Below are 21,489 nucleotides of genomic sequence, written 5' to 3'. Positions count from 1 at the left end.
TCAGGGCTCCCGGTCGGACCCGCGCCGTTCCACCAGGGCCGCCACGGCGCGGAAGACCAGGACGGTGACTAGGAGCGACAGCGCGGTCGAGACGACCAGCACGATGGCGAGCTTGAGGCCCTGCGCCCGCAGCAGGTCCAGGCGGCCGACGACACCGACGCCCGCCGGGACGAACATGAGCGACAGGTTCATCAGCAGGCCGCGCGCCGCGGATTCGAGCGTTCCGTCGGTGAGCGGCTTCGGGAGATAGCGGGGCAAGCCGAATCGGGCATTGTCGCGCACAAGCAGGAACGCGAACATCAGCCCCATGCCGATGACCGGGCCCGGGATCGGCACCCCGGCGCCGCGGGCGAGGATCTCACCCAGGAGCTGGGCGAGCAGGATCAGCGCCAAGCTCGCGATCATCGCCGTCCCCGGGGCGTCAGGCGATTCCGACGCTGTGCTGACCGCTGCGCCGCGCGGCCGCGATGGCGCCGTCGTCGAAGCCGAGCAGGCGGCCGAGGCGCTCGACCAGCGCCTCCTCGAATTCGTCGACATGGCCGTCTGCGGCCGCGACCGACCAAGCCATGGTCAGCAGCTCCTGCCGCTCGGTCCTGTCGGCCTCGTGGGGGATCATCTCCACGAGGCTCGCGACGTCGCGCGTCTCGGAGTCGATGGCGGCGGCCCGCTCGATGAGCGCGCGCGCCGCGTCCGGGCCGTCCGCATAATGACCCTGCACGAGGCGGGACAGGCGCTCGCTCTCGGACGGGGCCAGGATCCCGTCGACTCGGGCCACGTGAACGAGAAGCGCCGTGGCAGCCAGATGCGTGTCGTCGACGGTTTCGTGGCTGCCGACGCCGAGGGCCTCGGTCGCGTAGGCGCGCAGGCGTGCGATCAAGGACATGTCGGCTCCGGCGGATCTTGCACGGCACAGTTCGGATGGGCGGCTGCCTCCGTCAAGGACGCGCCCGCACGTCGCCGCTCAGCGTGGCAGAGCTGCATCGCTGAGGCCGGGCGCAAGTGATCGCGCCGCTTCCGTCGCTCCCGCGACCAGCGGCGCCAGGATCGCGTCGGCTGCCTCGACGGCAGCCGGCCCAGCCTGCGCGGGCGTGCCGGCCTGGAACGGCGGTACCGGCGCATACTCGGCGACGAGCTGAGCGGTTCGGGCGTACTCCGCACCGCGCAGACGCGCGGCGAGGGCCAATCCGAGGTCGAGCCCGGCCGAGACGCCCGCGCCCGTGACGCGGTTCCGGTCGAACACCACGCGCTCGGCCATCGGCTCGGCGCCGAGGAGCGGCAGGGCCGCATCGCGCAGACACCAGTGCGAGGTGGCCCGGTAACCCCGCAGCAGCCCGGCGGCGCCGAGGATCAGCGAACCGGTGCAGACGCTGGTCAGCCACGTCGCCCGCGCGGCGCGCTCGCGCAGGAAGGCGAGCAGCGTCGGATTGCGCATCTGCGCCGGCGTGCCGTCGCCGCCGGGTACGAACAGGACATCGAGCGCCTGCGGACAGGTCTCGAAGCTGTGCGTCGCCACGAGAGCGAGTCCGGTGTCGGTCGCGACCGGACCGATCTGTTCGGCGACGAGGTAGAGGCTGTCCTGAGCCATCCCGGCGAGCAGCGTCTGCGGCCCCACGAGGTCGAGGGCGGTCATGCCGGGGAACAGCAGCATGGCGATCCGGACCGATCGATCCGGCGGGATCAGTCCGGGCGTGTCGGATCCTGCGGCGAGCGCCGGCCAGGCGGCTGCAGCCGCCGCTGCGGCGGCCATCAGGTCGCGCCGGCTCGGGCCCGACGGCGCTCTCACGGATGCCGCCGACCCTTCAGACCGGCCACCCGGCGTTGCGGTAGGCACTGTCCCAGAACATCCATTCGAGCCGGGTCGCCTGCGTGAAGGCCCGGTGCATCCGCTCGCGCGTGCCCGCCGAAGCCGTCAGCGCCGCCCGATCCGTCGCCGCGATCATTCCGGCCACCGCTTCGGCGAATTCCTCGCCCGCATAGGTGTCGATCCAGGCCCGATACGGATTCCCGGCCGCCGCGCGGGCGAAGATGTCGTCGCCCACGGCCTTGTAGATCCAGAAGCAGGGCAGCAGGGCGGCGCAGACGACCTCGAAGGGCTCCGCGTAGGCCGTCGCCAGAAGATAGGACACGTAGTGGTCGCAGGCCGGCGTCAGCGGCGTCGCCGCGAAGCTCTCGGGGCCGATTCCGTAATCCCGGAAGAAGCCGCCGTGGAGCGCGCGCTCCACCACAATCGCGTCCTGTGCGGCCCGGGAGAACTGCACGATCCCGTCCGGTTCCGGCGCCTTCGCGGCGGCGAGGCTGAGCGCCCGGCCGAAGCCGATCAGGTAATGGGCGTCCTGGACGATGTAGTGCTGGAAGGTGGCGCGCGGCAGCGTGCCGGCGGCAAGCTCCGCGTTGAACGGCATCGCCCCGATGGTGTCGCAGGCGGCGGCATTGCGCGTCCAGGCCTGGCCGGAAAAGGAGCCCGGGCCGCCGTCACCCGTCATCGCGAGGGCCATTCCTCTAACCCTGCCGCTGCGCGTGAGTGACGGCGACGTGGATCAGTTCCGCGAGAGTGCGCACGCCGAGCTTCTGGCGCATCTGCGAGCAGGCGTTGGTGACGGTCTTGTAGCTGACCGACAGGTCGGCCGCGATGGCGCCGTAGGAGCGACCTTGGGCGAGGCGGGCCAGGATCTGCTGCTCGCGGGGCGTGAGCTGGGATTCCGGGGTGCGGCGGGCGTCGGCGCGCAGCATCGCCACCTCCGTGGCGAGCCGGCGGTCCAGATAGACCTCGCCGATCCGCACCTTGCCGAAGGCCTCGAACAGCTCGGCCGAAGCATGGTCCTTCAGGACGTAGCCGAGGGCGCCGGCCTCCAGGGCGCGCGCGACGATGACCGGATCGTTGTGCATGCTGAAGACGAGGATGCGCGTCTCCGGCGCCACCGCGCGGATCCTTCGGATCAGGCCGAGGCCGGCCATGCCGCTGCCCTGGAAAGTCAGATCGCAGATCACCACGGGCGGTCGCAGCCGGTGGAAGATGCGGTAGCCGCCGACCACCGTGGTCGCTTCCGCTATGGTCTCGACGCCGGCATCTTCCAGCACGCGTCGACAGCCCTGGAGCACGATCGGGTGGTCGTCGATCACCAGGACCGGCAGACGGGTTGCTGCGACGTCGATCTGGGAGGCGATGGCGTTCATGCGCTCGGCGCGTTGTTCTCGTCGCCCTGCTCCGGCGGAACGGGGATCGTGATCCGGACGATTGCTCCGGGGCCGCCTTTGTCAAGGGCGAAGCTGCCACCGAGGGCCTCGACGCGCTCCCGCATCCCCGAAAGACCGAGTCCGGTCCCGTGTTCAGCCGGGATTCCGGTGCCGTTGTCGCGGATCGTGGCCTGCACCCGCCCGTCCACCTCGCAGGCCTCGGCCTCCACCCGCGTCGCGCCCCCGTGGCGCACGGCGTTGGTGGCACTCTCCTGCACGCAGCGGAACACGGTGAGGTCCACGAGGTCGCCGTAGCCTCGCGCCAGCCCGTCGAACCGGCCGACGAAGGCGATGGCGGGATGACGCTGGGCGAACCCGCGCAGGAGCAGGTCGAGGCAGGTGGCCAGGGGCGCCTGGCCGAGCCCGTGCGGCCGCAGGCGGTTCAGGAGTTCCCGGTTCACCGTCTGGACCTGGCCCACGATGGTGCTGATCTCGTCGGCCCGGGCCGCAAGCTTCTCGCGGCTGGGCTCGGCGGGACCGGAGGCGATCCGGGCGATCGAGGCGGCATTGGCTTCGAGGGCGAACAGGCAGGGGCCGAACTCATCATGCAATTCGAGGGCGGTGCGCCGCCGCTCGTCATCCTGCGCGGTCAACAGCTGGCGATTGAGCCGGCCGTTGGCGGCGCGGACCTCACCCAGTGCCGCCGCCACCTTGTTGAAGCGATCGGCGATCACCGCCAGCTCGCGGGCTCCGGGGGGCTCCAGCCGCGCCGTGTAATCGTGGTGCTCCAGCTGCGTCAGACCGACGCCGAGCCGCCGCAGCGGCGCCAGGATGCGGCCGAGGGCGACGTAGAGCGCGATCAGCATTGCGGCGTTGATCGCCAGGGTGGTCAGCGACAGCGCCCGGGCGTAGCCCCAGATCTCGTCGATCTCGTCGAGCGGCTGCGTGGTGATCTGCGCGGTGCCGAGCTGCTGGCCGTTCACCGCGATGGGCAGGGTGTGCCGCTCGATCGGCGGCATGATCAGGTCGGCGAACCAGCGCGGCGCCTCGCGCTCGGACCGGTGGGGCAAGGTCGGCTGCCCGATTTGGTCCCCGTCGGCGTCGCGCACGGCGACGCGGACGTGACGGAGCACCTTGAAGCGGAGGTCGAGGGTCTGAAGCAGCGTGTCGGGGTTGCTGGTGTCCGAGAGGCGGATCGTGTCCGCGACCAGGGACTCGACGGTCGCCAGCGACGCGCGGGTCTCGACTCGCACGGCCGTGCGAGCATTTAGCACGATCACGCCGCAGGAGATCAGGGCCGCCAGCGCGTCGATCAGCAGCACGACGGCGACGAGCCGCGCGCGCGTGGACCAGCCCGCCCACGGCCATCGCCCGGTACGGTGCTTGAAAGGCGCAGGCGCGTCGTCCAGCGTCAGATGTTTCGGTCCTGTATCCACCCCGTGACGCATAGCGGCCGCGCCGCCGAAGTCCATGCCGAGCCGTCCCGTGGAACGGAACTCGGGACGGGTTGCGCCGCACCGGAACCGGTGCGATCCCGGCGATGACGGATTCTTAAGCGGCACGTGTATATCTTGTGGATAGCCGAGCCACGACTGGGCTGCGTGCCAATTCGAGCCGACATCTTTGCGCCGTATTGCGCTTCCACTGTCGGATGCAGCGACGAACCTCTTCCGTTCAATCGGAAGACGCTGGCCGGTCGCGGGGGAGCCCGGTCGCGCGCATTGTGCATCGTGTCAGAGACCCCGGACCATGATCGATCTCGCCCTGGATCCTTCTGAGACCCGAGAGACTCGGGATCCGGAGCTGCGTCCGAAGCGCGGCGTCAACCTGCGCGTCATCTTGTTCGGTCTCGCCGGGGCCGGGGCCCTCTGCGGCTTCGGTGTCGCCGCCTCGACCTTGATGGCCGGCCTCGCCGCACCGGCGCCAGCGACGTTCAAAGTCTCCGGGAAAGCGGCCGACTGGCCCGACTTGAAAGACGGTCTCCCCGCGCTCGCAGGCTCCGGCAAGGTGGCATCGGCGCCGGTGCCGGCGGCCGAACCTGTATCGCCCGCCCTGCGAATGGCCGCGCTGCCCGAGGCGTTCACGCCGGCCGCCGCGCCGACCGGAAATCCAGCCGCGCCGCCGCCGGCAAAGGTTGCCGCCGCCGCGGAACCGCCGGCCCGCCGCATCCCGGTCCCGACCCCGATCGCGCCGATCGCCGCTGGGCGCCAGGCTGCGACGCTGCCGCCGAGCCGGACAGCGGCGCTCATCGCTCCGCGTGCCTCGGAGGCCATCAAAGCGCGCGACGTGGTCGAGCCCGCCGCGACGCCTGTTCAGAAACCGGTCGCCGCGTCCGCGCCCGTGGCCGCGCCGCCGGCGGCCGAGAAGGGCGAGAAGCCGGGGCGCAAGGCGGTGGCAGCCCAGAAGCCGCCTGCTCCGCCCAAAGTTGCCGCCAAGGCGAAGGCGCCGGCGTCCACCGCCGTGGCACAGGCCGAGGCTTCGGAACCGGAAGAAACCGAGGTTCTCGGCATCAAGCTGCCGTCCCTCGCGCCGGCGGGACGTAAGCTCAAGGAGAGCGTCGATGCGCTCGGTGACGCGGTGAAGAACGTCTTCTGAGCGGCCTGCGGCACTCAGCGAAGACAGGCTGAGCTGGGCTCGCACGCCCGCTCCGCCGTGAACGATCACCGAGGATCGCTCGGTCGGTCACCCGAACCGCCTGCGGCCTCACCGATCGCGAGAGGCGCGCCCCGCACGACGGCGACGCGACAGGGCGGGCTGCAGCGAGCTTTTCAGCCTCGGCCCGAATGGCGGCCCGGCTTGTGGTCCGGCTTCGGACCAGTCCGTTCGACCTTGCGCTGATGCTTTCCGGCCCGCGGGCTCGCGAAGCCCTTCGGGCCGCTGGGCCGTCCGCTGCGCTCGCCGGGAGGGGCATCCCCTACGAGCGCCTCGACCTGGATTTCCGGCGATCCGTTGCGGGCGAAGGATTCGGCAAAGCGCGCCGCCGCATTGCCGCGCACCTCGAACTTGGTCTCGCGTTCGAAGATCCGGATCGCGCCGATCTCCTGACGGCCGATGCCGCCCCGACGGGTCAGCATCGGCAGCAGGCGGCGCGGGTCGGCGTTGTCGCGGCGGCCGAGATTGAGCCGGAACCAGACGGCCGGCCCCATGGCGGCGATCCGCTCCGGATCCATCGGGTCGTAGGGCGGCCGCTCGCCCCGCGGGGCGCGGCCCTCACCCGGATCGCTGACTTCCTCGGGCGCCGGCAGGCGGGTGCGGTAGACGCGGGCCAGGAGCGCGGCGAGTTCGTCCGGGCTCTTGCTGGCCAGGAGCGTCTCGGCCAGCGCCACATCCTCCTCGGCCGGCGGCTCGGCGAAGAGCGGGTCGGACAGCATGCGCTCGCCGTCGAGGCGGCGGATCTCGTCGGCCGAGGGCGGCCCCGACCATTCGGGGCTCACCTTGGCGATGGCGAACATCTGCTCGGCCCGCCGCCGGCGCGAGTTCGGGATCAGGAGCACGGAGGTGCCCTTGCGGCCGGCACGGCCCGTCCGGCCGCTTCGGTGCTGGAGCACTTCGGCATCGTGCGGCAGATCCGCGTGGATCACGAGGCTCAAGGACGGCAGATCGATGCCGCGGGCGGCCACGTCGGTGGCTACGCAGACCCGGGCGCGGCCGTCGCGCAGGGCCTGGAGCGCGGCGTTGCGCTCGCCCTGGCCGAGCTCGCCCGAGAGCGCCACCACCGAGAAACCGCGCTCGGTCAGGCTCGCCTGCAGATGGCGGACGGCGTTGCGGGTGTTGCAGAAGACCATCGCCGTCTTGGCGTCCGCCTCGCGCAGGAGGTTGAGCACCACGTGCTCGGTCTCGCGCGGCATGATCCGAACCGCCCGGTAGGCGATATCGGCGTGTCCCCGGGTCTCGCTCTTGATCGCGAGCCGGAGCGCGTCGCGCTGATAGCGCTCGGCCAGCGCCTCGATGCCCTTCGGCAGGGTCGCGGAGAACAGGTAGGTCGCCCGCTCCGGCGGCGTCGCCGAGAGGATGAACTCGATATCCTCGCGGAAGCCCAGATCGAGCATCTCGTCGGCCTCGTCGAGGACGACGGCCCGCAGCGCGGTGGGATCGAGATTGCGCCGTTCCAAGTGGTCGCGCAGGCGGCCGGGCGTCCCGACGACGATATGCGTGCCCTCGGCGAGCATCCGGCTTTCCCGGCGCGGATCCATGCCGCCGACGCAGGCGGTGATCCGGCCGCCGGCCGGGCCGTAGAGCCAGAACAGCTCACGCTGCACTTGGAGCGCGAGCTCCCGGGTCGGAGCGATCACCAGGGCGAGCGGCGCCGCCGGCGGCGGGAGCATTTCGCCGTCGCCGATCAGCAGGCTCGCCATGGCCAGACCGTACGCCACGGTCTTGCCGGAGCCGGTCTGGGCGGAGACGAGGAGATCGCGGGAGCCGGCAGCCGCCTCCAGCACCGCGGCCTGGACCGGGGTGGGATCGGCGTAGCCACGATCGGCAAGGGCCCGCGCGAGGGGGGCGGGCAGGGTCGGAAAAGGCAAGCTCGGGGAACTCTCAACGGCCGCGCCGCACCCGGCAGCGCGCCATCGCGCGGCGGAGGAATCAGGCACCGGACTCTATTCGGGTGGTGGGAACGTAACGCCTCGCGGGCCAGCTGACCACTCCCGCCGCAGCATGGGGCGGTTGCGCGCGGTCAGCCGAGGGTGCACCGGCCCTGTCATCCGCGATCAGATGGCCTAGAGACGGTTACGTATCGCACACCACAGCTTGGCCGCGGTCGGCACGGAGACCATCACGGACATGACGACAGCCCTGCGAGTGGCGGTAGCCTGGGCGACGGTTCTCGCCTTCGCGTGGTTCGGCAAGGACTGGCTCGGCGACCTGTCGCAGCGGCTCTTCGCAGGCGGATTGTTCGCGTGGCTGCTGGCGGTGATCGTGTGGGCGGCGTTCGGCGTGGTGCATGAGGCCGAGGAACTGGCCCATCGGCTGGGAGAGCCTCTGGGCACCCTGGTGCTCACCCTCGCCATCGTCATCATCGAGGTGGCGCTGATCTCCGCCGTGATGCTCTCGGCCAAGGACGCGCCGACGCTCGGCCGCGACACGATGTTCGCCGTGCTGATGATCGTGCTGAACGGCGTGGTCGGGCTCGGCCTCCTGGTCGGCGGCCTGCGCCACCACCAGCAGCGCTACAACCTCCAGGGGGCCTCGGCCTTCATGGCGGTGATCATCCCGCTCACCACCATCGCGCTGATCATCCCGAACTTCACCAGCTCCACCAGCGACGGGACGCTGACGACCCTGCAGGCGGTGACGTTCTCGGTGTTCACGCTGGCCCTCTACGGCGTATTCCTGCTGATCCAGACCGGCCGGCACAGCGAGTTCTTCATCGACGCCGAGGCTCGGGATGCGGACGCGCATCCCGGTGAGGCCTCCTCCGTGTCGGGCGGCAGTATCGCCAAGCATGTCGGCCTGCTGCTCGCCAATGTTCTGCCAATCGTCATCCTGGCCAAGAGCCTGGCGGTCATCCTCGACCACGGCATTGCGGCACTCGGCGCGCCCTCGGCGCTGGGCGGCGTGCTGATCGCCGCCATCGTGTTCACCCCGGAGGGCATCTCGGCGCTCAAGGCGGTAGCCCGCAACGAGCTGCAGCGGGCGATCAACCTGTGCCTTGGTGCGGCCACCTCGACGGTCGGCCTCACCGTACCGGCGATCCTGACCATCGGCCTGCTCACCGGACAGACCGTGGTGCTCGGCCTCAAGCCCACCGAGATGACCCTGCTCGCCGTGACGCTGATCCTCAGCGCCCAGACCTTCTCGGGCTCGCGCACGACCGTGCTCGAAGGCGCGGTGCACCTCGTGCTGTTCTTCGTCTACCTCGTGCTGATCTTCAGCCCGTGATCGGCGCGGGTTACCGGTTCAACGCCGTCATCCCGGGGCGCCGCAGGCGAGCCCGGAACGACGGCGCTGGTCATCGAGTCGAGGGCGCCGAAACGCAGGACATTACGCGTCGGGCCGCGACAGCCCCAATCCCATCGCTCAGGCGCCGAAGCGCTCCGTGCGGATCAGGCCCGGGGCGACGCCCGCGGCCACGATCAGGTCCGACGCCGCGGCGACGAACCGGTTGGAGCCGCAGATGAACACCTTCCCCGGCGGCCCGGTCCGCGCCAGCGCGGCGGCCACTAGGGCAGCGTCGATCCGCCTGCCACCGGGTTCGCGAGTGACCGCGAGATGCAGGGAGACGCCGGGATCCGTCGCGGCGAGCCGCTCCAGTTCGGCGACCGCGATCGCATCGGCGCGGGTGCGGGCCGAGTAGATCAGCGCCGCCGGGATCTCCCGCCAGCCCTGCGCCCGCCGCCGCAGCATTGCGAGCAGCGGCACCACACCGGAGCCGCCGGCCGCCAGGAGCAGCGGGCCGCCGTCGGGCCCGTCCCACGAGAACGAGCCGCCGATCGGCCCGCGCAGCTCCACCCGGTCGCCGACTTCGGCGCAATCCGAGAACCAGCCAGAAACCTCGCCGTCCGGCAGGCCCTCGATCATCAGCTCGAGGGTGCCGCTGCCGTCCGGCGCCGAGGCGATCGAGTAGCTGCGCTGGGCCTGGTAGCCGTCCTCGGCAGTGAGGCGGACATCGACGTGCTGCCCAGCCCGGTACTGCTCGGCCAAGCCGCAGCGCAGCCGGACGCTCTTCACGTGGGGCGTGACGGGCGCGATCGCGGTGATCTCGGCCTGATGCCAGCGGAAGACGACAGGCTCAGTCACCGATGTAGCGCTGCTCACGCCAGGGATCCCCGTACATGTGGTAGCCGCGCAGCTCCCAGAAGCCGGCGGTGTCGACGGTGGTGAAGCGCAGCCCCTTCACCCACTTGGCGCTTTTCCAGAAATAGAGATGCGGCACGAACAGCCGCGCCGGCCCGCCGTGATCCGGATGAATCGGCTCACCGGCGTAGCGTGTGGCCACGAGGGCGCGACCGCCCACGAGATCCGCCACCGGAATGTTCGTGGTGTAATCGTCGTAGGATTCCGCCAGCAGGAACCCCGTCGGCGCCGCGATCCCGGCATCCGCCAGAAGGTCGTCGAAGCTGACCCCCTCCCAATCCGTATCAAATTTCGACCACTTGGTGACGCAGTGGATGTCGCCGTGCCACGTGGTCCGCGGCAGCGTCTCGAACGCGTCCCAGCTCCAGGACTTGATCGGCCGGGATCCCTCGCGGAGCGTGAACTGCCACGTGGCGAGGTCTACCACCGGGTTGGGGCCGATCTGCAGGATCGGGAAATCATCGGTGAGATACTGGCCCGGCGGCAGGCGTGCCCCGGTCTCGGGCGGCTGCCTGCGCCCGACGAAGCCCCGTGTCACCATACCGGCCTCCGCGCCCCTCGCTGTCGCCCTGGGTTTGGTGCGACGGCACACCTCACGTCAAGCCGCCGAGTCCCGTCATGTGTGGCCGAACAAACGCCCCAAAGCTCGGGTGTGCTAGCGGGACTGTGCCGACGTTCGGCACGAATCGCCTGCTTTCAGGGGGAAGTCATGAAGTACCTTCTCGCGACGAGCCTTGTCGTCGGGAGTCTTGCCACGCTCGCGCCGGCCGCCCAGGCCCGCGACGGGATCGGTGCCGGCGGCGCGGCCGCGCTCGGCGTGCTCGGTGGTCTGGCGGTCGGCGGCGCCATCGCGTCCGCCAATAACGGCTACTACCCGGGCCGTCCGGTCTACCGCGCCCCGCCGCCGGTCTACGTCGAGGAGGATTACGGCCCGGTCTGCCACTTCGAGCGCCGCCGCACCGTCGATCCCTACGGCGACGTCTACATCCGCCGCGTCCGCGTCTGCGAGTAAGCGGCCTCCGGGACGGACTCGACGGCGAGCGCCGGCTTCAGGCGCTCGGCGCAAGCGATCCCGCCGAGGACCAGCGCGAGGGCGACGGCTTGCGTCGCCCCGAACGGCTCGCCGACCAGAAGGACGGCGAGGATCGCGCCGAAGATCGGCACGAGGTTCACGAACAGGCCGGCGCGGTTGGGGCCGATCAGCTCGACGCCGCGCATGAAGAAGAGTTGCGCCAGCAGCGACGGCCCCAGGCCGACGAACGCCACCATGGCCCAGCCCTCGCGGCTGGGCCAGACGGCGTGCCCGGTCGCCCACTCGACGGCGAGCGGCGGCAGGGATGTCACGAAGGCGGCCACCGCCATGGCGGCGAAGAAGGCCAGCGCCGAGACCTTCGGCCGGGTCGGCAGGAAGATCGTGTAGCCCGCGTAGAGCAGGCAGGCCCCGAAGACGAGCACGTCGCCGCGGTTGAAGGCCAGGTGCGCGATCACCGACCAGTCGCCGTGGGTCGCGGCGAGGCCGGCGCCGATCAGCGTCAGGACCACGCCGGCGATCTGGCCGGCCGTGACCGGTACGCGATAGGCCAGGCGGTTCAGGACAATCACCAGAACCGGGATCGCCCCCTGGAAGAGCGCGAGGTTGATCGCGCCGGTATGCACGCCGGCCGCGTAGAACAGGCAGTTGAAGGCCGTGTAGCCCAGCCCGCCCATCAGCAGGATGCGCAGCCAGTGCGGGCGCAGGAGCGGCCACTCGGCCGCGAGCCGTCGGGCGGCGAACGGCGTCAGCACCGCGCAGGCCACCGCCCAGCGCAGGGTCGTGATCACTTGAGGGGAGACGTGGCCCGGCGCCCAGCGGCTGGTGACCGCGTTGCCGGCCCAGAGCAGGGCCGTGGCTGTGAGCAGGAGGTAAGCGGGCGCGGCCGACGGAGCCCGGGCCGCGCGCTCGGTCGTCAACGGCGGCGGAACTGACCGCCGCGGACGGGGGGACGCGGGCCGGAGGAACGCTCGTCCTTGTGGCGGAACACGAGGCGTCCCTTCTCAAGGTCGTAGGGCGACATCTCGACGGTCACGCGGTCGCCGGCCAGCGTCTTGATGCGGTTCTTCTTCATCTTGCCGGCCGTGTAGGCCACGATCTCGTGGCCCTGGTCGAGCTGCACGCGGTAGCGCGCATCCGGCAGGATCTCGATCACGAGACCGTCGAACTGCATCAATTCTTCTTTCGCCATGCACCTTCTCCAGTCGGACCGTCCGGCAGCAGGCGTTCCGGCAATGCGTTCTCGGCTGTCATCGAGCTCGGGAAACGCCGCAGGGCGCGGATCCGATCCGGTGGATCGACCGCGCCAGCTCAGCAGCACCGCTCGCATGTAGTCGCCGCGGGAACGGCCCGCAAGTCACGGACGCCGAACCCGCTCCGTCATCGACATGAATTACGCCGCCTTACGGCTCGATGTCGTTGCCGGCATAGTCGATGCGCCCGTCCGGCGACCGCCGCCAGATCCGCAGGGCCACGGCGTTGCCGGTGCGATCCCCGCGAGCGTCGAAGCTCACGGGACCGAGCACGGTGCGCACGGGCTGCGGGCCGCGCAGGATCTCGGCCACCTTCCGGCCCTCGGAGATCCGGCCCGTCTTCGGGTCTGCGGCACGGGCCTGCTCGGTCGCCCGGGCCAGGAGTTCGACCGCCGCATAGGAGCCGGCCGCCACGGTCTCCGCCTCGGGGGACCGCGGCACGGGCTTGCCGCCGCGGGGGTCGGGCAGGCGCGGCGGGTCCGGGAGCAGCGTCATCACCGTGCCCTCAGCGGCAACTCCGGCGGCGGCCGGGAAGCTCGGGTCGAGGATCCCGTCGCTGGCCACCAGCGCCGCGCCGAGGCCCGCCTCCCGCATCGCCCGCAGCAGCGCGACGGCCTCAGGCGCGAGCCCGCCGAAATAGATGGCGTCGAGCCGGGCAGCCTTCAGGCGGCCGACGAGGTCGGAGAGATCGCGGGTGCCCCGCGCGAACCCGTCGAACAGCACTTCCGGCGCGCCGCTCTCCTTCAGCCGCGCCGAGACGGCGTCGGCGAGACCGCGCCCGAAGGTCGAGCGGTCGTTGAGGATGCCGACACGGCGCCCGGCATAGGCCCTGGCCAGGTACGCCGCCGCGGCCCGGCCCTGCTGTGCATCGCTCGGCGCCAGCCGGAACAGGTTCCAGAGGCCGCGGCTGGTCAGAGGCGTGTAGGTCGCGCCGGTCGTCACCGTGACGGCGCCGGCATCCTCGTAGACCGGTGCGGCGGCCGCGACCGCACCGGATTCGAACGGCCCGATCACGAGACGCACCCCGTCGGCGGAGAACTTCCGGGCAACCGCCGCCGCCTGCTTGGGATCGCCGGCATCGTCGGCGGGGACGAGAACCCAGCGTGGGCGCCCGCCGGCGGCCCGGTTCAGGTCGGCCACCGCCTGCTCGGCCCCCTGCCGGAGGCCCTGGCCGAAGACGGCGTCCGGGCCGGTCAACGGGGCCGAGAGCCCGATCCGCACCGCATTCTGTGCGGCGGCCGGCGCGACGGCGAGGAGGCCCGCGAGGGTCACGGCGAGAGAGCGCAGCATCCCGGCACCTTACGGCGGAGTCCGGCGCCGCCGGAAGGCCGATCTTTGCGGGACCCCGGCTGCGCAATGCGTGACAATGAGCGTCGTCAATCGAGGGATTATGTACATCCTTGAACCGATCGGGATGCAGATACGCGCGGAAGCGCTGGCGCGCGCGGGCGATGTGCGGAATAAGGCCCTCGGCCCGATCCTCGCCGGTCGACTGAACCGCCCTTCGTGGCCTGCCTCGAAGACCCTCTGGGACGATTGACGATCATGACCTCGCTGTTCGCCGGCATCCAGGACGCGCCGCTCGACCCGATCATGCGGCTGTTCGAGGCCTTCAACGCCGATCCGAGCCCGAAAAAGCTCAACCTCGTTGTCGGCGTGTACACGGATGCGGACGGCAAGGTGCCGCGCCTGCGCGCCGTGCAGACCGCCGAGAAGCGCTGGATCGAGAAGGGCCTGCCGAAGACCTACCGGCCGATCGAGGGCACCAAGCCGTTCCGGGACGCGGTCCAGGAGCTGCTGTTCGGGAAGGGCGCGCCGATCCTGTCGCAGAACCGGGTCGCGACGCTGCAGAGCATCGGCGGCACCGGCGCGCTGAAGACCGGCGCCGACGTGCTGGCCAAGCTGTACCCGGGCGCCACCGTCGCGGTGAGCAACCCGAGTTGGGAGAACCACAAGGCCCTGTTCAGCCAGGCCGGCTTCACCGTGGTCGACTACCCTTATTTCTCGGCCGAGACCGGCGGCGCCGACTACCCGGCCATGCGGGCCTACCTCCAGGATCTGCCGAAGGGCTCGATCGTGGTGCTGCACGCCTGCTGCCACAACCCGACGGGCGCGGATCTCAGCCTCGACGAGTGGCGCGACCTCGTCCCCCTGATGGCCGAGCGCGGCCTGATCCCGTTCCTCGACATCGCCTATCAGGGCTTCGGCAACGGCCTCGACGCCGATGCCGAGCCGGTGCGCCTGTTCGCCGAGTCGGGTCAGGAATTCCTGGTCGCCTCCTCATTCTCGAAGTCGTTCTCGCTCTACGGCGAGCGCGTCGGGGCGCTGACCATCGTGGCCGAGAACCCGGCCGCGAAGGCGAAGGTCGAGGCGTTCGCCAAGCGGCTGGTGCGGGCGAGCTACTCGAACCCGCACACCCACGGCGCCGCCATCGTCGAGATCGTCCTCACCGATCCGGAGCTGCGCGCCGATTGGGAACGCGAACTCGCGGAGATGCGCGACCGGATCCGCGCCATGCGCGACCGGATGGCCGACAGCCTGCAGCAGCGCCACCCCGAGCGCGGCTTCGACGCCATCAAGACGCAGAAGGGCATGTTCTCCTACACGGGCCTGAGCCCCGCGGAGGCGACCCGCCTGCGCGAGGAGCACGAGGTCTACGCGCTGGAAACCGGCCGGATCTGCGTGGCTGCGGTCAACACCCACAACATCGATCACGTCATCGACGCGATCGACGCCGTGGTGAAGGGCTGACGCCGTGGCGGCTCTCAAGCGCGTCTGCCGGTTCAACGTCTGGATCAATCCGGTCTTCGATACGCGGCTGAGGGCCGAGCCCGACATCGACCTGCAGATCGGCGACCTGCAAGGTCCGGACAGCGCGCTCCAGGCGCTGCTCGAGCAGGCCCATGTCTTCCACGTCTCGCCGGCGCGGGACGAGCTGCCGCGCCGTTGGCACGTCACGGACGATCTGCTCGCCTCCTGCCCGAACCTGCTCGCCGTCTCATCGGGTGGTGCCGGCTTCGACACGGTCGACGCCGCGGCCTGCACCCGGGCCGGCGTCGCGGTGGTCAACCAGGTCGGCGGCAACGCCCAGTCGGTCGCGGAGCTCGCGATCGGCCTGATGCTCGCCGTCTCGCGCAAGATCTGCGTGTCCGACCGCCTGCTCCGGACCCAGCGCGGCTTCTCGCGGGAATCGCTGATGGGTCACGAAATCGGCGGCTTGACCCTCGGGCTCGTCGGGATCGGGCATACCGGCAAAGCGGTGGCCAAGCTTGCCCGCGGCTTCGACATGCGGGTCCTGGCCTACGATCCGCTGCTCTCCGCCGAGGAGATCCGGGCGCGCGGCGCCGAGCCGGTCGATCGGGAGCGGCTGCTCGCCGAGTCCGACATCGTGTCCCTGCATTGCCCGCTTGACGACACCACGCGCGGCAGCTTCGACGCCAAAACCTTCGCGGCGATGAAGCCCGGGGCGCTGTTCATCACCACCGCCCGGGGCGGCGTCCACGACGAGGCCGCGCTGGCCGAGGCTCTGACCTCGGGGCACCTCGCGGGGGCGGGCCTCGATGTCTGGGCGCCGGAGCCGCCGCCCCTCGACTCGGCGCTCCTCAAGCTCGAGACCGTGGTGGCGACCTACCACACCGCCGGTGTCACCCATGAGGCTCGCCGCAACGTGGCGGCGTGGGGTGCCGAGCAGATCATCGGCATCCTGAACGGCGTGACGCCGCCGCGGCTGGTCAACCCGGAGGTCTGGCCGGCGGTGCTTGAGCGCCGGGCGCGGTTGCTGGGCTGAGTTTTGCGCGGCGCCGCTTATCCGGCGTCGGCCCAACCCTCACCCTCAGCCTGAGGTGCGGGTTGGAATCTAAATTCTGCCAGTTCGTTACGCCGCCCGCATCCAGCCCAGCCCCGCCTCGGTGCCGGCCGCCGGATGGTACTCGCAGCCGACGAAGCCGGCATAGCCAACCTCCTCCAACGCGGCGAAGATCGGTTCGAACGCGATCGTCCCGGTCCCGGGCTCGTGGCGGCCGGGATCGTCGGCGATCTGGACATGGGCGATGAGCGGCGCGTGCGCCCGGATCAGCGCCGCCGGGTCGTGGCCCAGGCAGACGCAGTGATACGCGTCGAACAGCAGCTTGACGTTGTCGCGCCCGATCGCCCGGATCGCCTCGACGGCCACCAGCGGGTCGTCGATCACGTAATTGGCGATCGAGCCGGGGCCGATCGGCTCGACGATCACCGTCATCCCGCGTGCCTTGGCGGCATCGGCCGCGAAGGCGAGATTGTCGAGATAGGTCTCCCAGAGCCGCGCCTGCTCGACCCCGGCGGGTCGGACGCCCGCCATCGGGTGGACCATGCGGCAGCCGAGCTGCGCGACGTAGTCCAGGGTCGGCTCGATGGTGGAGCGGTAATAGTCGACCTTGTCCGGAAGGGCCGCGAAGCCCTTCTCGCCCTTGGATGCGTCGCCGGCCGGGAATCCCGTCTGGACCAGCGGCACGCCCGCCCGTTCGAGCCAGCCCGCCACCTCTCGCGCCGGCGTGGCGAACAGGTTCGGGTGTTCGACCGCCCGGAAGCCGGCCTTGGCGGCGGCAGCGAAGCGCTCCGCGAGCGGCAGCTCCGTGAACAGGAAGCCGCAATGGCCGCTGAGGCGGTCCTTGTAGGCACCGAGCTTCATGGGTCAGGCACTCCTGCCGGTCTCGATCATCGCGCGCATCCGGTCCACCGCCGCGTGGGGCGCGGTCAGGACCGGGACATTCACCGCCTTGCGCACCGCCTCGGCCGCTCGCGAGGTCGAGAAATGCGCCAGCATGATCGCGTCGCAATCGGAAAGCTCTGGCGCCCGCTCGGCGACGAGACGGTTGTGGGTCTCGGCATCCCCCGCCCGAAGGCGTGCCATCGCGTCGTCCACCAGCACCGTGCGCAAGGTCGCCGGCCGGTCGGCCTGCCCGACGAACTCCTCGAACTCGTCGGTCATCGTGCCGACGGAGGGGCCGAAGGTGGCCAGCATGCCGATGCGCTGTCCCTGCGCGATCGCCGCGCGGAACATCGCCTCGTTGGGCTTGAGCACCGGGACCGGCACGGTCTCGATCAGCCGGTCGATCGCCGGACCGAAGGCCGAGCAGGTGATCAGGATGCCGTCCGCGCCCATGTCGTGGCCGTAGCGGCCGAACCGCACGAAGCGCTCGATCATGCCCTCCGAGATCTCACCCGGCTCTTTGGCCCGGTCGAGCGACAGGCCATCGTCGAGGAGGTTGACGGTCTCGGCCTCCGGCCAGTTTTCCGCGAAGGCTGCCTGGATCGGCGCCATGGCGACGGGCGTGGCATGCAGGAGAACGATGCGGGGAGCCATGCTGTGTCTCAGGTTGGGCGCTTCGGCACCGGGCCGAAGCGCCATCGATCGACTTGTAAGCGATTTCAAACAGGGAGCAAGATAACGCAAGCTAGGCCCGAAGACCTAGCGCCGGGGCGGCGCTGTGCTCGCGCGGAGGATCAGTTCGGCGTCGATCTCGGTGAGGCGCACCACCGGGCGACCTTGGATCCGGGCGATCAGGTGATCGCCGGCGGCGTGGCCGATCTCGGCAGAGTGGATCCGGATCGTGGTCAGGGGCGGATCCAGGAAGGGCGCGAAGTCGGAATCGTTGTGACCGATCACCGACAGGTCGCCCGGAATGGCGAGGCCGCGGGCGCGGGCCTCGATCATCGCGCCAAAGGCGATCTGGTCGGTGCCGCAGATGATCGCGGTGGGTGGCGGACCGCTCGCGAGCATCTGACGGAAGCCGTCGCGGCCGCCGCCGATCCCGTAGGAGATCTCGATGTCGTGCTCCGGCGCGAGTCGCAGGCCGCGGTCCGCGAGCGCCTGCGCGATGCCGTTTACGCGCGCCCCGCCGCGATCGTTGTCCTTGCGCAGGCCCGAGATCACCCCGATCCGGCAATGGCCCAGATCCATCAGGTAGTTGGCCGCCCGGGCCGCCGAGGCGGCGTTGTCGAACCCGACGCAGGGGCGCTCCCGCGACAGGCTGAAGGTCTGCACCATCGGAATACCGGTGCTGGCGATGCGGGCGTAGAGGTCCGGGTGGTGGATGTCGCCGACCAGCATCAGCCCGTCGACGCCCCGCTCCAGCAGGAAGGTCGCCTCCCGCAATTCGTCCTCCAGGTCGTAGCCGGCATTGGCGGCGACTAGGGTGTAGCCCGCCTGCCGCAGCCGGTCCTGGAAGCTCGACAGAACGCGCACGAAGGCCTCGTTCTCGATGTTGGGGACCACCGCACCCACGGCCATGAACCGGCGGGTCGAGAGCGCCCGGGCCGCACCGTTCGCGACGAAGCCGAGATCCTGCGCGGCCCGCATCACCGCCTCGCGCTTATCGGCCCGCACCCCGGCGGAGCCGTTGAGAACCCGGGACACGGTGGCGGTCGAGACGCCGGCGCGGCGGGCCACGTCCCGCGCGACCGGGCTGCGCGACGGTGGCTCGAGGATGTCGCCCCGCAGATCCAGCACTGAAATCGACCGCTCCCCTGTCACCCGGCTTCGCCTGTCGCGCGACGGCTCAGCCCCCTTCTCGGCGTGTGCGCCGACTCGGACAGGCAGTATATTGACACTCCTCGCACCGCCTGACTATCTGAAAGCGCTTTCAAAAGCCGTCCGGCGCGACGGTCTACAGGGAGGAGCGGATGGCGACGCTCGACCGGCCGGCCTCCGGCCTGGGGTCACCGGAACGCGAGGCGCCGACGGTGGGCGGGGCGGATGCCACGGCCGCGGGCATCGCCGCGCCGCAGGCGATCGTGACCAGCCTCAAGCGCAGCGACGCCGTCACGCCCTACCGGTTCCGCGACCTGCTGGCGCTGGACGATTTCGAGCGCCACGCGCGACGGCTGCTGCCGCCGATGATCTTCCAGTACGTGTCCGGCGGGGTCGAGACCGGCTCGGCCTTGGCGCACAGCCGCGGTGCCTATGCCGACTATGCCCTCGTGCCGCGGCTGATGCGCGATACCTCGGCGCGCGACACCACCACCGAGCTGTTCGGCCAGACCTACGCGGCGCCCTTCGGGATCGGGCCGCTCGGGGGAGCCGCCTTCATCGCCTACCGGGGCGATCTCGTCCTGGCCGAGGCGGCCAAGCGCATGAATATGCCGATGTGCCTGAGCGCCTCGTCGCTGATCAAGCTGGAGGATGTCCACGACCAGAATCCGCAGGCCTGGTTCCAGGGCTACCTGCCGGGCGACCAGAACCGGATCGACCGCCTGCTCAACCGCGTGGAAGCCACCGGCTACCGCACCTTCGTGGTGACCGCCGACACGCCGACGCTCGGCAACCGCGAGCACAACACCCGCAGCGGCTTCTCCATGCCGATCAAGGTCACGCCGAAGGTCGCGTGGCAGAGCGCGACCCATCCGCGCTGGCTGCTCGGCACCGTGGCCCGGACCTTCCTCAAGCACGGCGCCCCGCATTTCGAGAACACCGAGGCCGAGCGCGGCCCCCCGATGATGTCGCAAGGGGCGGTGCGCAACACCATCGCCCGTGACCAGCTCTCGTGGAAGAACCTGGAGGCGATCCGCAAACGCTGGTCGGGCAACCTGCTGGTGAAGGGGCTGCTCGCCCCGGAAGATGTCGAGATCGCCCGCGCATGCGGCGCCGACGGCGTGATCCTCTCGACCCATGGCGGGCGGCAGCTCGACTACGCCATCGCGCCCCTCGACGTGCTGCCGGAGATCGCCGCCCGGAAAGGCGACCTCAAGATCATTGTCGACAGCGGCATCCGCCGGGGCACCGACGTGATGAAGGCGCTGGCGCTGGGCGCCGACTTCGTCCTGCTCGGCCGACCCTTCATGTTCGCCGCAGCTTTGGGCGGGGTCGCGGGCGTCGAGCACGCGATGCGGATCCTCAAGGAGGAACTGAACCGCGACATGGCGCTGATCGGGGTGAACCGCCTATCGGAGCTCAATCCCAAGTTCCTGCGCCGCGTCCCGCGTCGGGGCTGAGCCGGAGATCGCCATGCCCGATGCCGCGCTCCGCCCTGCCCCGCTCGGTCTCGCCTTCGTCGGCTGTTTCACCACCGAGCGCCGCAGGGCGCGCGGACAGGGCATCGACGTGTACCGCACCGGCGCCAGCCTGGAGGGCTGGACCCATCTCGGGCGGGTGGACGGGCTGACGAACCCGTCCTTCCTCGTGACCGATCCGGCGCGTGCCGTGGTGTACACCGTTCAGGGCGACGGCGAGGCGGCGAGCGCCTTCGCGGCCGAGGCCGACGGAAGCCTGCGCACGCTCGGAAGCGCGGCTACCGGCGGCACCAACAGCGTGCACCAATCCCTCGACCCGAGCGGGCGCTTCCTGATCGTCGCCAATTACGCCAGCGGCTCGGTGGCACTGCTGCCGGTGCGCGCTGACGGCGGACTCGAACCAGCGAGCCACGTCCTGCCGCTCCCGGGCGATCCCGGCCCGCATCGGACTGAGCAGGCCTGCGCCCACCCGCACCACGTGGTCGTGTCGCCGGGCGGCAGCCACGTGCTCGTCCCCGACAAGGGTCTCGACCGCGTCTTCGTCCTGCGGCTCGACGGCGACCGGCTCGCGCTCGTGTCGGAAACGGTGATGCGCCCCGGGGCCGGCCCGCGCCACATCGGGTTTCACCCGCGCCGCCCCCTCGCCTTCCTGGTCAACGAGCTGGACTCGAGCGTCGCGACCTGCCGCTGGAACGAGGCGACCGGGACACTGGTCCCCCTGCATCTCGTGCCGACCCTGCCCCCGGACTTCTTCGGCGCGAGCACGGCCGCGGCGATCGTGGTCACGCCCTGCGGGCGCTTCGTCTACGCCTCAAACCGCGGTCAGGACGGCATCGCCCGTTTCCGCCTGGAGGACGCCGCCGAGCGGCTCGACCCGACCGGCTGGACGCCGTCCGGCGGCCGCGACCCGCGCTTCATGACGCTCGCACCCGACGGCAAGCACCTGCTCGTCGCCAACGAGCAGGGCGACAGCCTCGTCGAGTTCACTATCGACCCCGCCACCGGCGACCTGTCCCGGACGGGCACGCGCACGAGCCTCAGCCCCTGCACGATCGCGTTCCTGTGACGGAGACATCCGGATGCGCGGTCGTCCTTCCGCGCGAAGCAAGACAATTCAGGGTTGCAGGATGTTCACCGACGTCGCGCTGCCCTGGGTCGCCTAACTCCACTCTCGAGGACGACGCTTTTCAAGAGATCGATCAAAAGCTGTTCGACGAAGATACAAATAAAAACATGATCTACCCGGAGGAA

Annotated in this window: 22 protein-coding genes; 7 read left to right on the top strand and 15 right to left on the bottom strand. The window is 70.7% G+C overall.

All coding sequences use genetic code 11. The features are described from left to right. The 6 genes from ABIE45_RS10480 to ABIE45_RS10455 all read right to left on the bottom strand — a co-directional run bounded on the left by ABIE45_RS10480 (position 1) and on the right by ABIE45_RS10455 (position 4,646). A complete protein-coding gene (locus ABIE45_RS10480) occupies positions 1-405 on the bottom strand; it encodes a CidA/LrgA family protein (protein WP_192706658.1) in 405 nt (134 codons plus the stop codon). A gap of 16 nt (positions 406-421) precedes the next feature. Then, complete coding sequence (locus tag ABIE45_RS10475; RefSeq protein ID WP_192706657.1) at positions 422-883, bottom strand: TerB family tellurite resistance protein; 462 nt, start codon at positions 881-883, stop codon at positions 422-424. 78 nt (positions 884-961) lie between these two features. Beyond that, entirely contained in the window at positions 962-1,747 is a 786-nt protein-coding gene (locus ABIE45_RS10470) for a DJ-1/PfpI family protein (protein ID WP_192706656.1), read from the bottom strand. Between the two features lie 52 nt (positions 1,748-1,799). Continuing rightward, a complete protein-coding gene (locus ABIE45_RS10465; RefSeq protein WP_373622272.1) occupies positions 1,800-2,495 on the bottom strand; it encodes a TenA family protein in 696 nt (231 codons plus the stop codon). A gap of 4 nt (positions 2,496-2,499) precedes the next feature. Then, complete coding sequence (locus tag ABIE45_RS10460; RefSeq protein ID WP_192706655.1) at positions 2,500-3,174, bottom strand: response regulator transcription factor; 675 nt, start codon at positions 3,172-3,174, stop codon at positions 2,500-2,502. After that, positions 3,171-4,646 (bottom strand): ATP-binding protein, encoded by a 1,476-nt coding sequence (locus ABIE45_RS10455; RefSeq protein ID WP_192706654.1) that lies wholly within the window; start codon positions 4,644-4,646, stop codon positions 3,171-3,173. Before ABIE45_RS10455 ends, ABIE45_RS10460 begins: the two co-directional genes overlap by 4 nt. 277 nt (positions 4,647-4,923) lie before the next feature. Here ABIE45_RS10455 and ABIE45_RS10450 point away from each other — a divergent pair, with 277 nt between their 5' ends. Beyond that, entirely contained in the window at positions 4,924-5,769 is an 846-nt protein-coding gene (locus ABIE45_RS10450) for a hypothetical protein (RefSeq protein ID WP_192706653.1), read from the top strand. A gap of 173 nt (positions 5,770-5,942) precedes the next feature. Here ABIE45_RS10450 and ABIE45_RS10445 read toward each other — a convergent pair whose 3' ends face one another. After that, the gene (locus tag ABIE45_RS10445; protein WP_192706652.1) at positions 5,943-7,697 is read right to left on the bottom strand and encodes a DEAD/DEAH box helicase; all 1,755 of its coding nucleotides are present in this window, start codon (positions 7,695-7,697) and stop codon (positions 5,943-5,945) included. Positions 7,698-7,956: 259 nt separating this feature from the next. Here ABIE45_RS10445 and ABIE45_RS10440 point away from each other — a divergent pair, with 259 nt between their 5' ends. After that, positions 7,957-9,054: a calcium:proton antiporter gene (locus tag ABIE45_RS10440; protein ID WP_192706651.1), complete on the top strand. Its 1,098-nt coding sequence runs from the start codon at positions 7,957-7,959 to the stop codon at positions 9,052-9,054. A 138-nt stretch (positions 9,055-9,192) separates the two neighbouring features. Here the strand turns inward: ABIE45_RS10440 and ABIE45_RS10435 are convergent, their stop codons facing one another. After that, the gene (locus tag ABIE45_RS10435; protein ID WP_192706650.1) at positions 9,193-9,930 is read right to left on the bottom strand and encodes an FAD-binding oxidoreductase; all 738 of its coding nucleotides are present in this window, start codon (positions 9,928-9,930) and stop codon (positions 9,193-9,195) included. Continuing rightward, complete coding sequence (locus tag ABIE45_RS10430; protein WP_192706649.1) at positions 9,905-10,510, bottom strand: sulfite oxidase-like oxidoreductase; 606 nt, start codon at positions 10,508-10,510, stop codon at positions 9,905-9,907. Before ABIE45_RS10430 ends, ABIE45_RS10435 begins: the two co-directional genes overlap by 26 nt. Before the next feature lie 168 nt (positions 10,511-10,678). On the opposite strand from ABIE45_RS10430, the gene ABIE45_RS10425 reads away from it, so the two are divergent. Beyond that, positions 10,679-10,981 carry a hypothetical protein gene (locus tag ABIE45_RS10425; RefSeq protein ID WP_091781038.1) on the top strand — a complete coding sequence of 101 codons (303 nt, stop codon included), beginning with the start codon at positions 10,679-10,681 and terminating at the stop codon, positions 10,979-10,981. Here ABIE45_RS10425 and ABIE45_RS10420 read toward each other — a convergent pair. The 3 genes from ABIE45_RS10420 to ABIE45_RS10410 form a co-directional block, all read right to left on the bottom strand. After that, entirely contained in the window at positions 10,951-11,919 is a 969-nt protein-coding gene (locus ABIE45_RS10420) for a DMT family transporter (RefSeq protein WP_192706648.1), read from the bottom strand. The two genes, ABIE45_RS10425 and ABIE45_RS10420, sit on opposite strands and share 31 nt — an antisense overlap. Beyond that, positions 11,916-12,191 carry a translation initiation factor IF-1 gene (infA, locus tag ABIE45_RS10415; protein WP_012320343.1) on the bottom strand — a complete coding sequence of 92 codons (276 nt, stop codon included), beginning with the start codon at positions 12,189-12,191 and terminating at the stop codon, positions 11,916-11,918. The genes ABIE45_RS10420 and infA overlap by 4 nt, the downstream gene beginning before the upstream one ends. 211 nt (positions 12,192-12,402) lie before the next feature. After that, positions 12,403-13,542 (bottom strand): branched-chain amino acid ABC transporter substrate-binding protein, encoded by a 1,140-nt coding sequence (locus ABIE45_RS10410; protein WP_192706647.1) that lies wholly within the window; start codon positions 13,540-13,542, stop codon positions 12,403-12,405. A gap of 255 nt (positions 13,543-13,797) precedes the next feature. Here ABIE45_RS10410 and ABIE45_RS10405 point away from each other — a divergent pair, with 255 nt between their 5' ends. After that, positions 13,798-15,003 carry an amino acid aminotransferase gene (locus tag ABIE45_RS10405; protein WP_192706646.1) on the top strand — a complete coding sequence of 402 codons (1,206 nt, stop codon included), beginning with the start codon at positions 13,798-13,800 and terminating at the stop codon, positions 15,001-15,003. A 4-nt stretch (positions 15,004-15,007) separates the two neighbouring features. Continuing rightward, positions 15,008-16,039, top strand: coding sequence for a hydroxyacid dehydrogenase (locus tag ABIE45_RS10400; RefSeq protein ID WP_192706645.1), 1,032 nt, complete (start codon positions 15,008-15,010; stop codon positions 16,037-16,039). Positions 16,040-16,126: 87 nt separating this feature from the next. Here ABIE45_RS10400 and ABIE45_RS10395 read toward each other — a convergent pair whose 3' ends face one another. From ABIE45_RS10395 to ABIE45_RS10385, 3 genes are all read right to left on the bottom strand, one after another. Beyond that, positions 16,127-16,918: a TIM barrel protein gene (locus ABIE45_RS10395; protein ID WP_192706644.1), complete on the bottom strand. Its 792-nt coding sequence runs from the start codon at positions 16,916-16,918 to the stop codon at positions 16,127-16,129. A gap of 3 nt (positions 16,919-16,921) precedes the next feature. Continuing rightward, on the bottom strand, positions 16,922-17,593 hold the full coding sequence (locus tag ABIE45_RS10390; RefSeq protein ID WP_192706643.1) for an aspartate/glutamate racemase family protein: 672 nt from the start codon (positions 17,591-17,593) through the stop codon (positions 16,922-16,924). Positions 17,594-17,698: 105 nt separating this feature from the next. After that, positions 17,699-18,739: a LacI family DNA-binding transcriptional regulator gene (locus ABIE45_RS10385; RefSeq protein ID WP_192706642.1), complete on the bottom strand. Its 1,041-nt coding sequence runs from the start codon at positions 18,737-18,739 to the stop codon at positions 17,699-17,701. 173 nt (positions 18,740-18,912) lie between these two features. On the opposite strand from ABIE45_RS10385, the gene ABIE45_RS10380 reads away from it, so the two are divergent. After that, positions 18,913-20,220, top strand: a complete 1,308-nt coding sequence (locus ABIE45_RS10380; RefSeq protein WP_192706641.1) for an alpha-hydroxy acid oxidase — start codon at positions 18,913-18,915, stop codon at positions 20,218-20,220. Positions 20,221-20,233: 13 nt separating this feature from the next. Beyond that, the gene (locus tag ABIE45_RS10375) at positions 20,234-21,304 is read left to right on the top strand and encodes a lactonase family protein (RefSeq protein WP_192706640.1); all 1,071 of its coding nucleotides are present in this window, start codon (positions 20,234-20,236) and stop codon (positions 21,302-21,304) included. Positions 21,305-21,489 lie beyond the last annotated feature (185 nt).

The sequence above is a fragment of the Methylobacterium sp. OAE515 genome (genome assembly GCF_041806315.1).
Lineage (GTDB): Bacteria > Pseudomonadota > Alphaproteobacteria > Rhizobiales > Beijerinckiaceae > Methylobacterium > Methylobacterium tardum.
The sequence above is the reverse complement of the archived record's forward strand: the minus strand, read 5'-3'. Positions and strand labels throughout refer to the sequence as shown.

What these genes read in the sequence shown, in the direction of transcription:
- ABIE45_RS10480 (WP_192706658.1), bottom strand. Translation starts at nt 405, where the DNA reads ATGATCGCGAGCTTGGCGCTGATCCTGCTCGCCCAGCTCCTGGGTGAG.
- ABIE45_RS10475 (WP_192706657.1), bottom strand. Translation starts at nt 883, where the DNA reads ATGTCCTTGATCGCACGCCTGCGCGCCTACGCGACCGAGGCCCTCGGC.
- ABIE45_RS10470 (WP_192706656.1), bottom strand. Translation starts at nt 1,747, where the DNA reads ATGGCCGCCGCAGCGGCGGCTGCAGCCGCCTGGCCGGCGCTCGCCGCA.
- ABIE45_RS10465 (WP_373622272.1), bottom strand. Translation starts at nt 2,495, where the DNA reads ATGGCCCTCGCGATGACGGGTGACGGCGGCCCGGGCTCCTTTTCCGGC.
- ABIE45_RS10460 (WP_192706655.1), bottom strand. Translation starts at nt 3,174, where the DNA reads ATGAACGCCATCGCCTCCCAGATCGACGTCGCAGCAACCCGTCTGCCG.
- ABIE45_RS10455 (WP_192706654.1), bottom strand. Translation starts at nt 4,646, where the DNA reads ATGGACTTCGGCGGCGCGGCCGCTATGCGTCACGGGGTGGATACAGGA.
- ABIE45_RS10450 (WP_192706653.1), top strand. Translation starts at nt 4,924, where the DNA reads ATGATCGATCTCGCCCTGGATCCTTCTGAGACCCGAGAGACTCGGGAT.
- ABIE45_RS10440 (WP_192706651.1), top strand. Translation starts at nt 7,957, where the DNA reads ATGACGACAGCCCTGCGAGTGGCGGTAGCCTGGGCGACGGTTCTCGCC.
- ABIE45_RS10430 (WP_192706649.1), bottom strand. Translation starts at nt 10,510, where the DNA reads ATGGTGACACGGGGCTTCGTCGGGCGCAGGCAGCCGCCCGAGACCGGG.
- ABIE45_RS10425 (WP_091781038.1), top strand. Translation starts at nt 10,679, where the DNA reads ATGAAGTACCTTCTCGCGACGAGCCTTGTCGTCGGGAGTCTTGCCACG.
- infA (WP_012320343.1), bottom strand. Translation starts at nt 12,191, where the DNA reads ATGGCGAAAGAAGAATTGATGCAGTTCGACGGTCTCGTGATCGAGATC.
- ABIE45_RS10410 (WP_192706647.1), bottom strand. Translation starts at nt 13,542, where the DNA reads ATGCTGCGCTCTCTCGCCGTGACCCTCGCGGGCCTCCTCGCCGTCGCG.
- ABIE45_RS10405 (WP_192706646.1), top strand. Translation starts at nt 13,798, where the DNA reads ATGACCTCGCTGTTCGCCGGCATCCAGGACGCGCCGCTCGACCCGATC.
- ABIE45_RS10395 (WP_192706644.1), bottom strand. Translation starts at nt 16,918, where the DNA reads ATGAAGCTCGGTGCCTACAAGGACCGCCTCAGCGGCCATTGCGGCTTC.
- ABIE45_RS10390 (WP_192706643.1), bottom strand. Translation starts at nt 17,593, where the DNA reads ATGGCTCCCCGCATCGTTCTCCTGCATGCCACGCCCGTCGCCATGGCG.
- ABIE45_RS10380 (WP_192706641.1), top strand. Translation starts at nt 18,913, where the DNA reads ATGGCGACGCTCGACCGGCCGGCCTCCGGCCTGGGGTCACCGGAACGC.
- ABIE45_RS10375 (WP_192706640.1), top strand. Translation starts at nt 20,234, where the DNA reads ATGCCCGATGCCGCGCTCCGCCCTGCCCCGCTCGGTCTCGCCTTCGTC.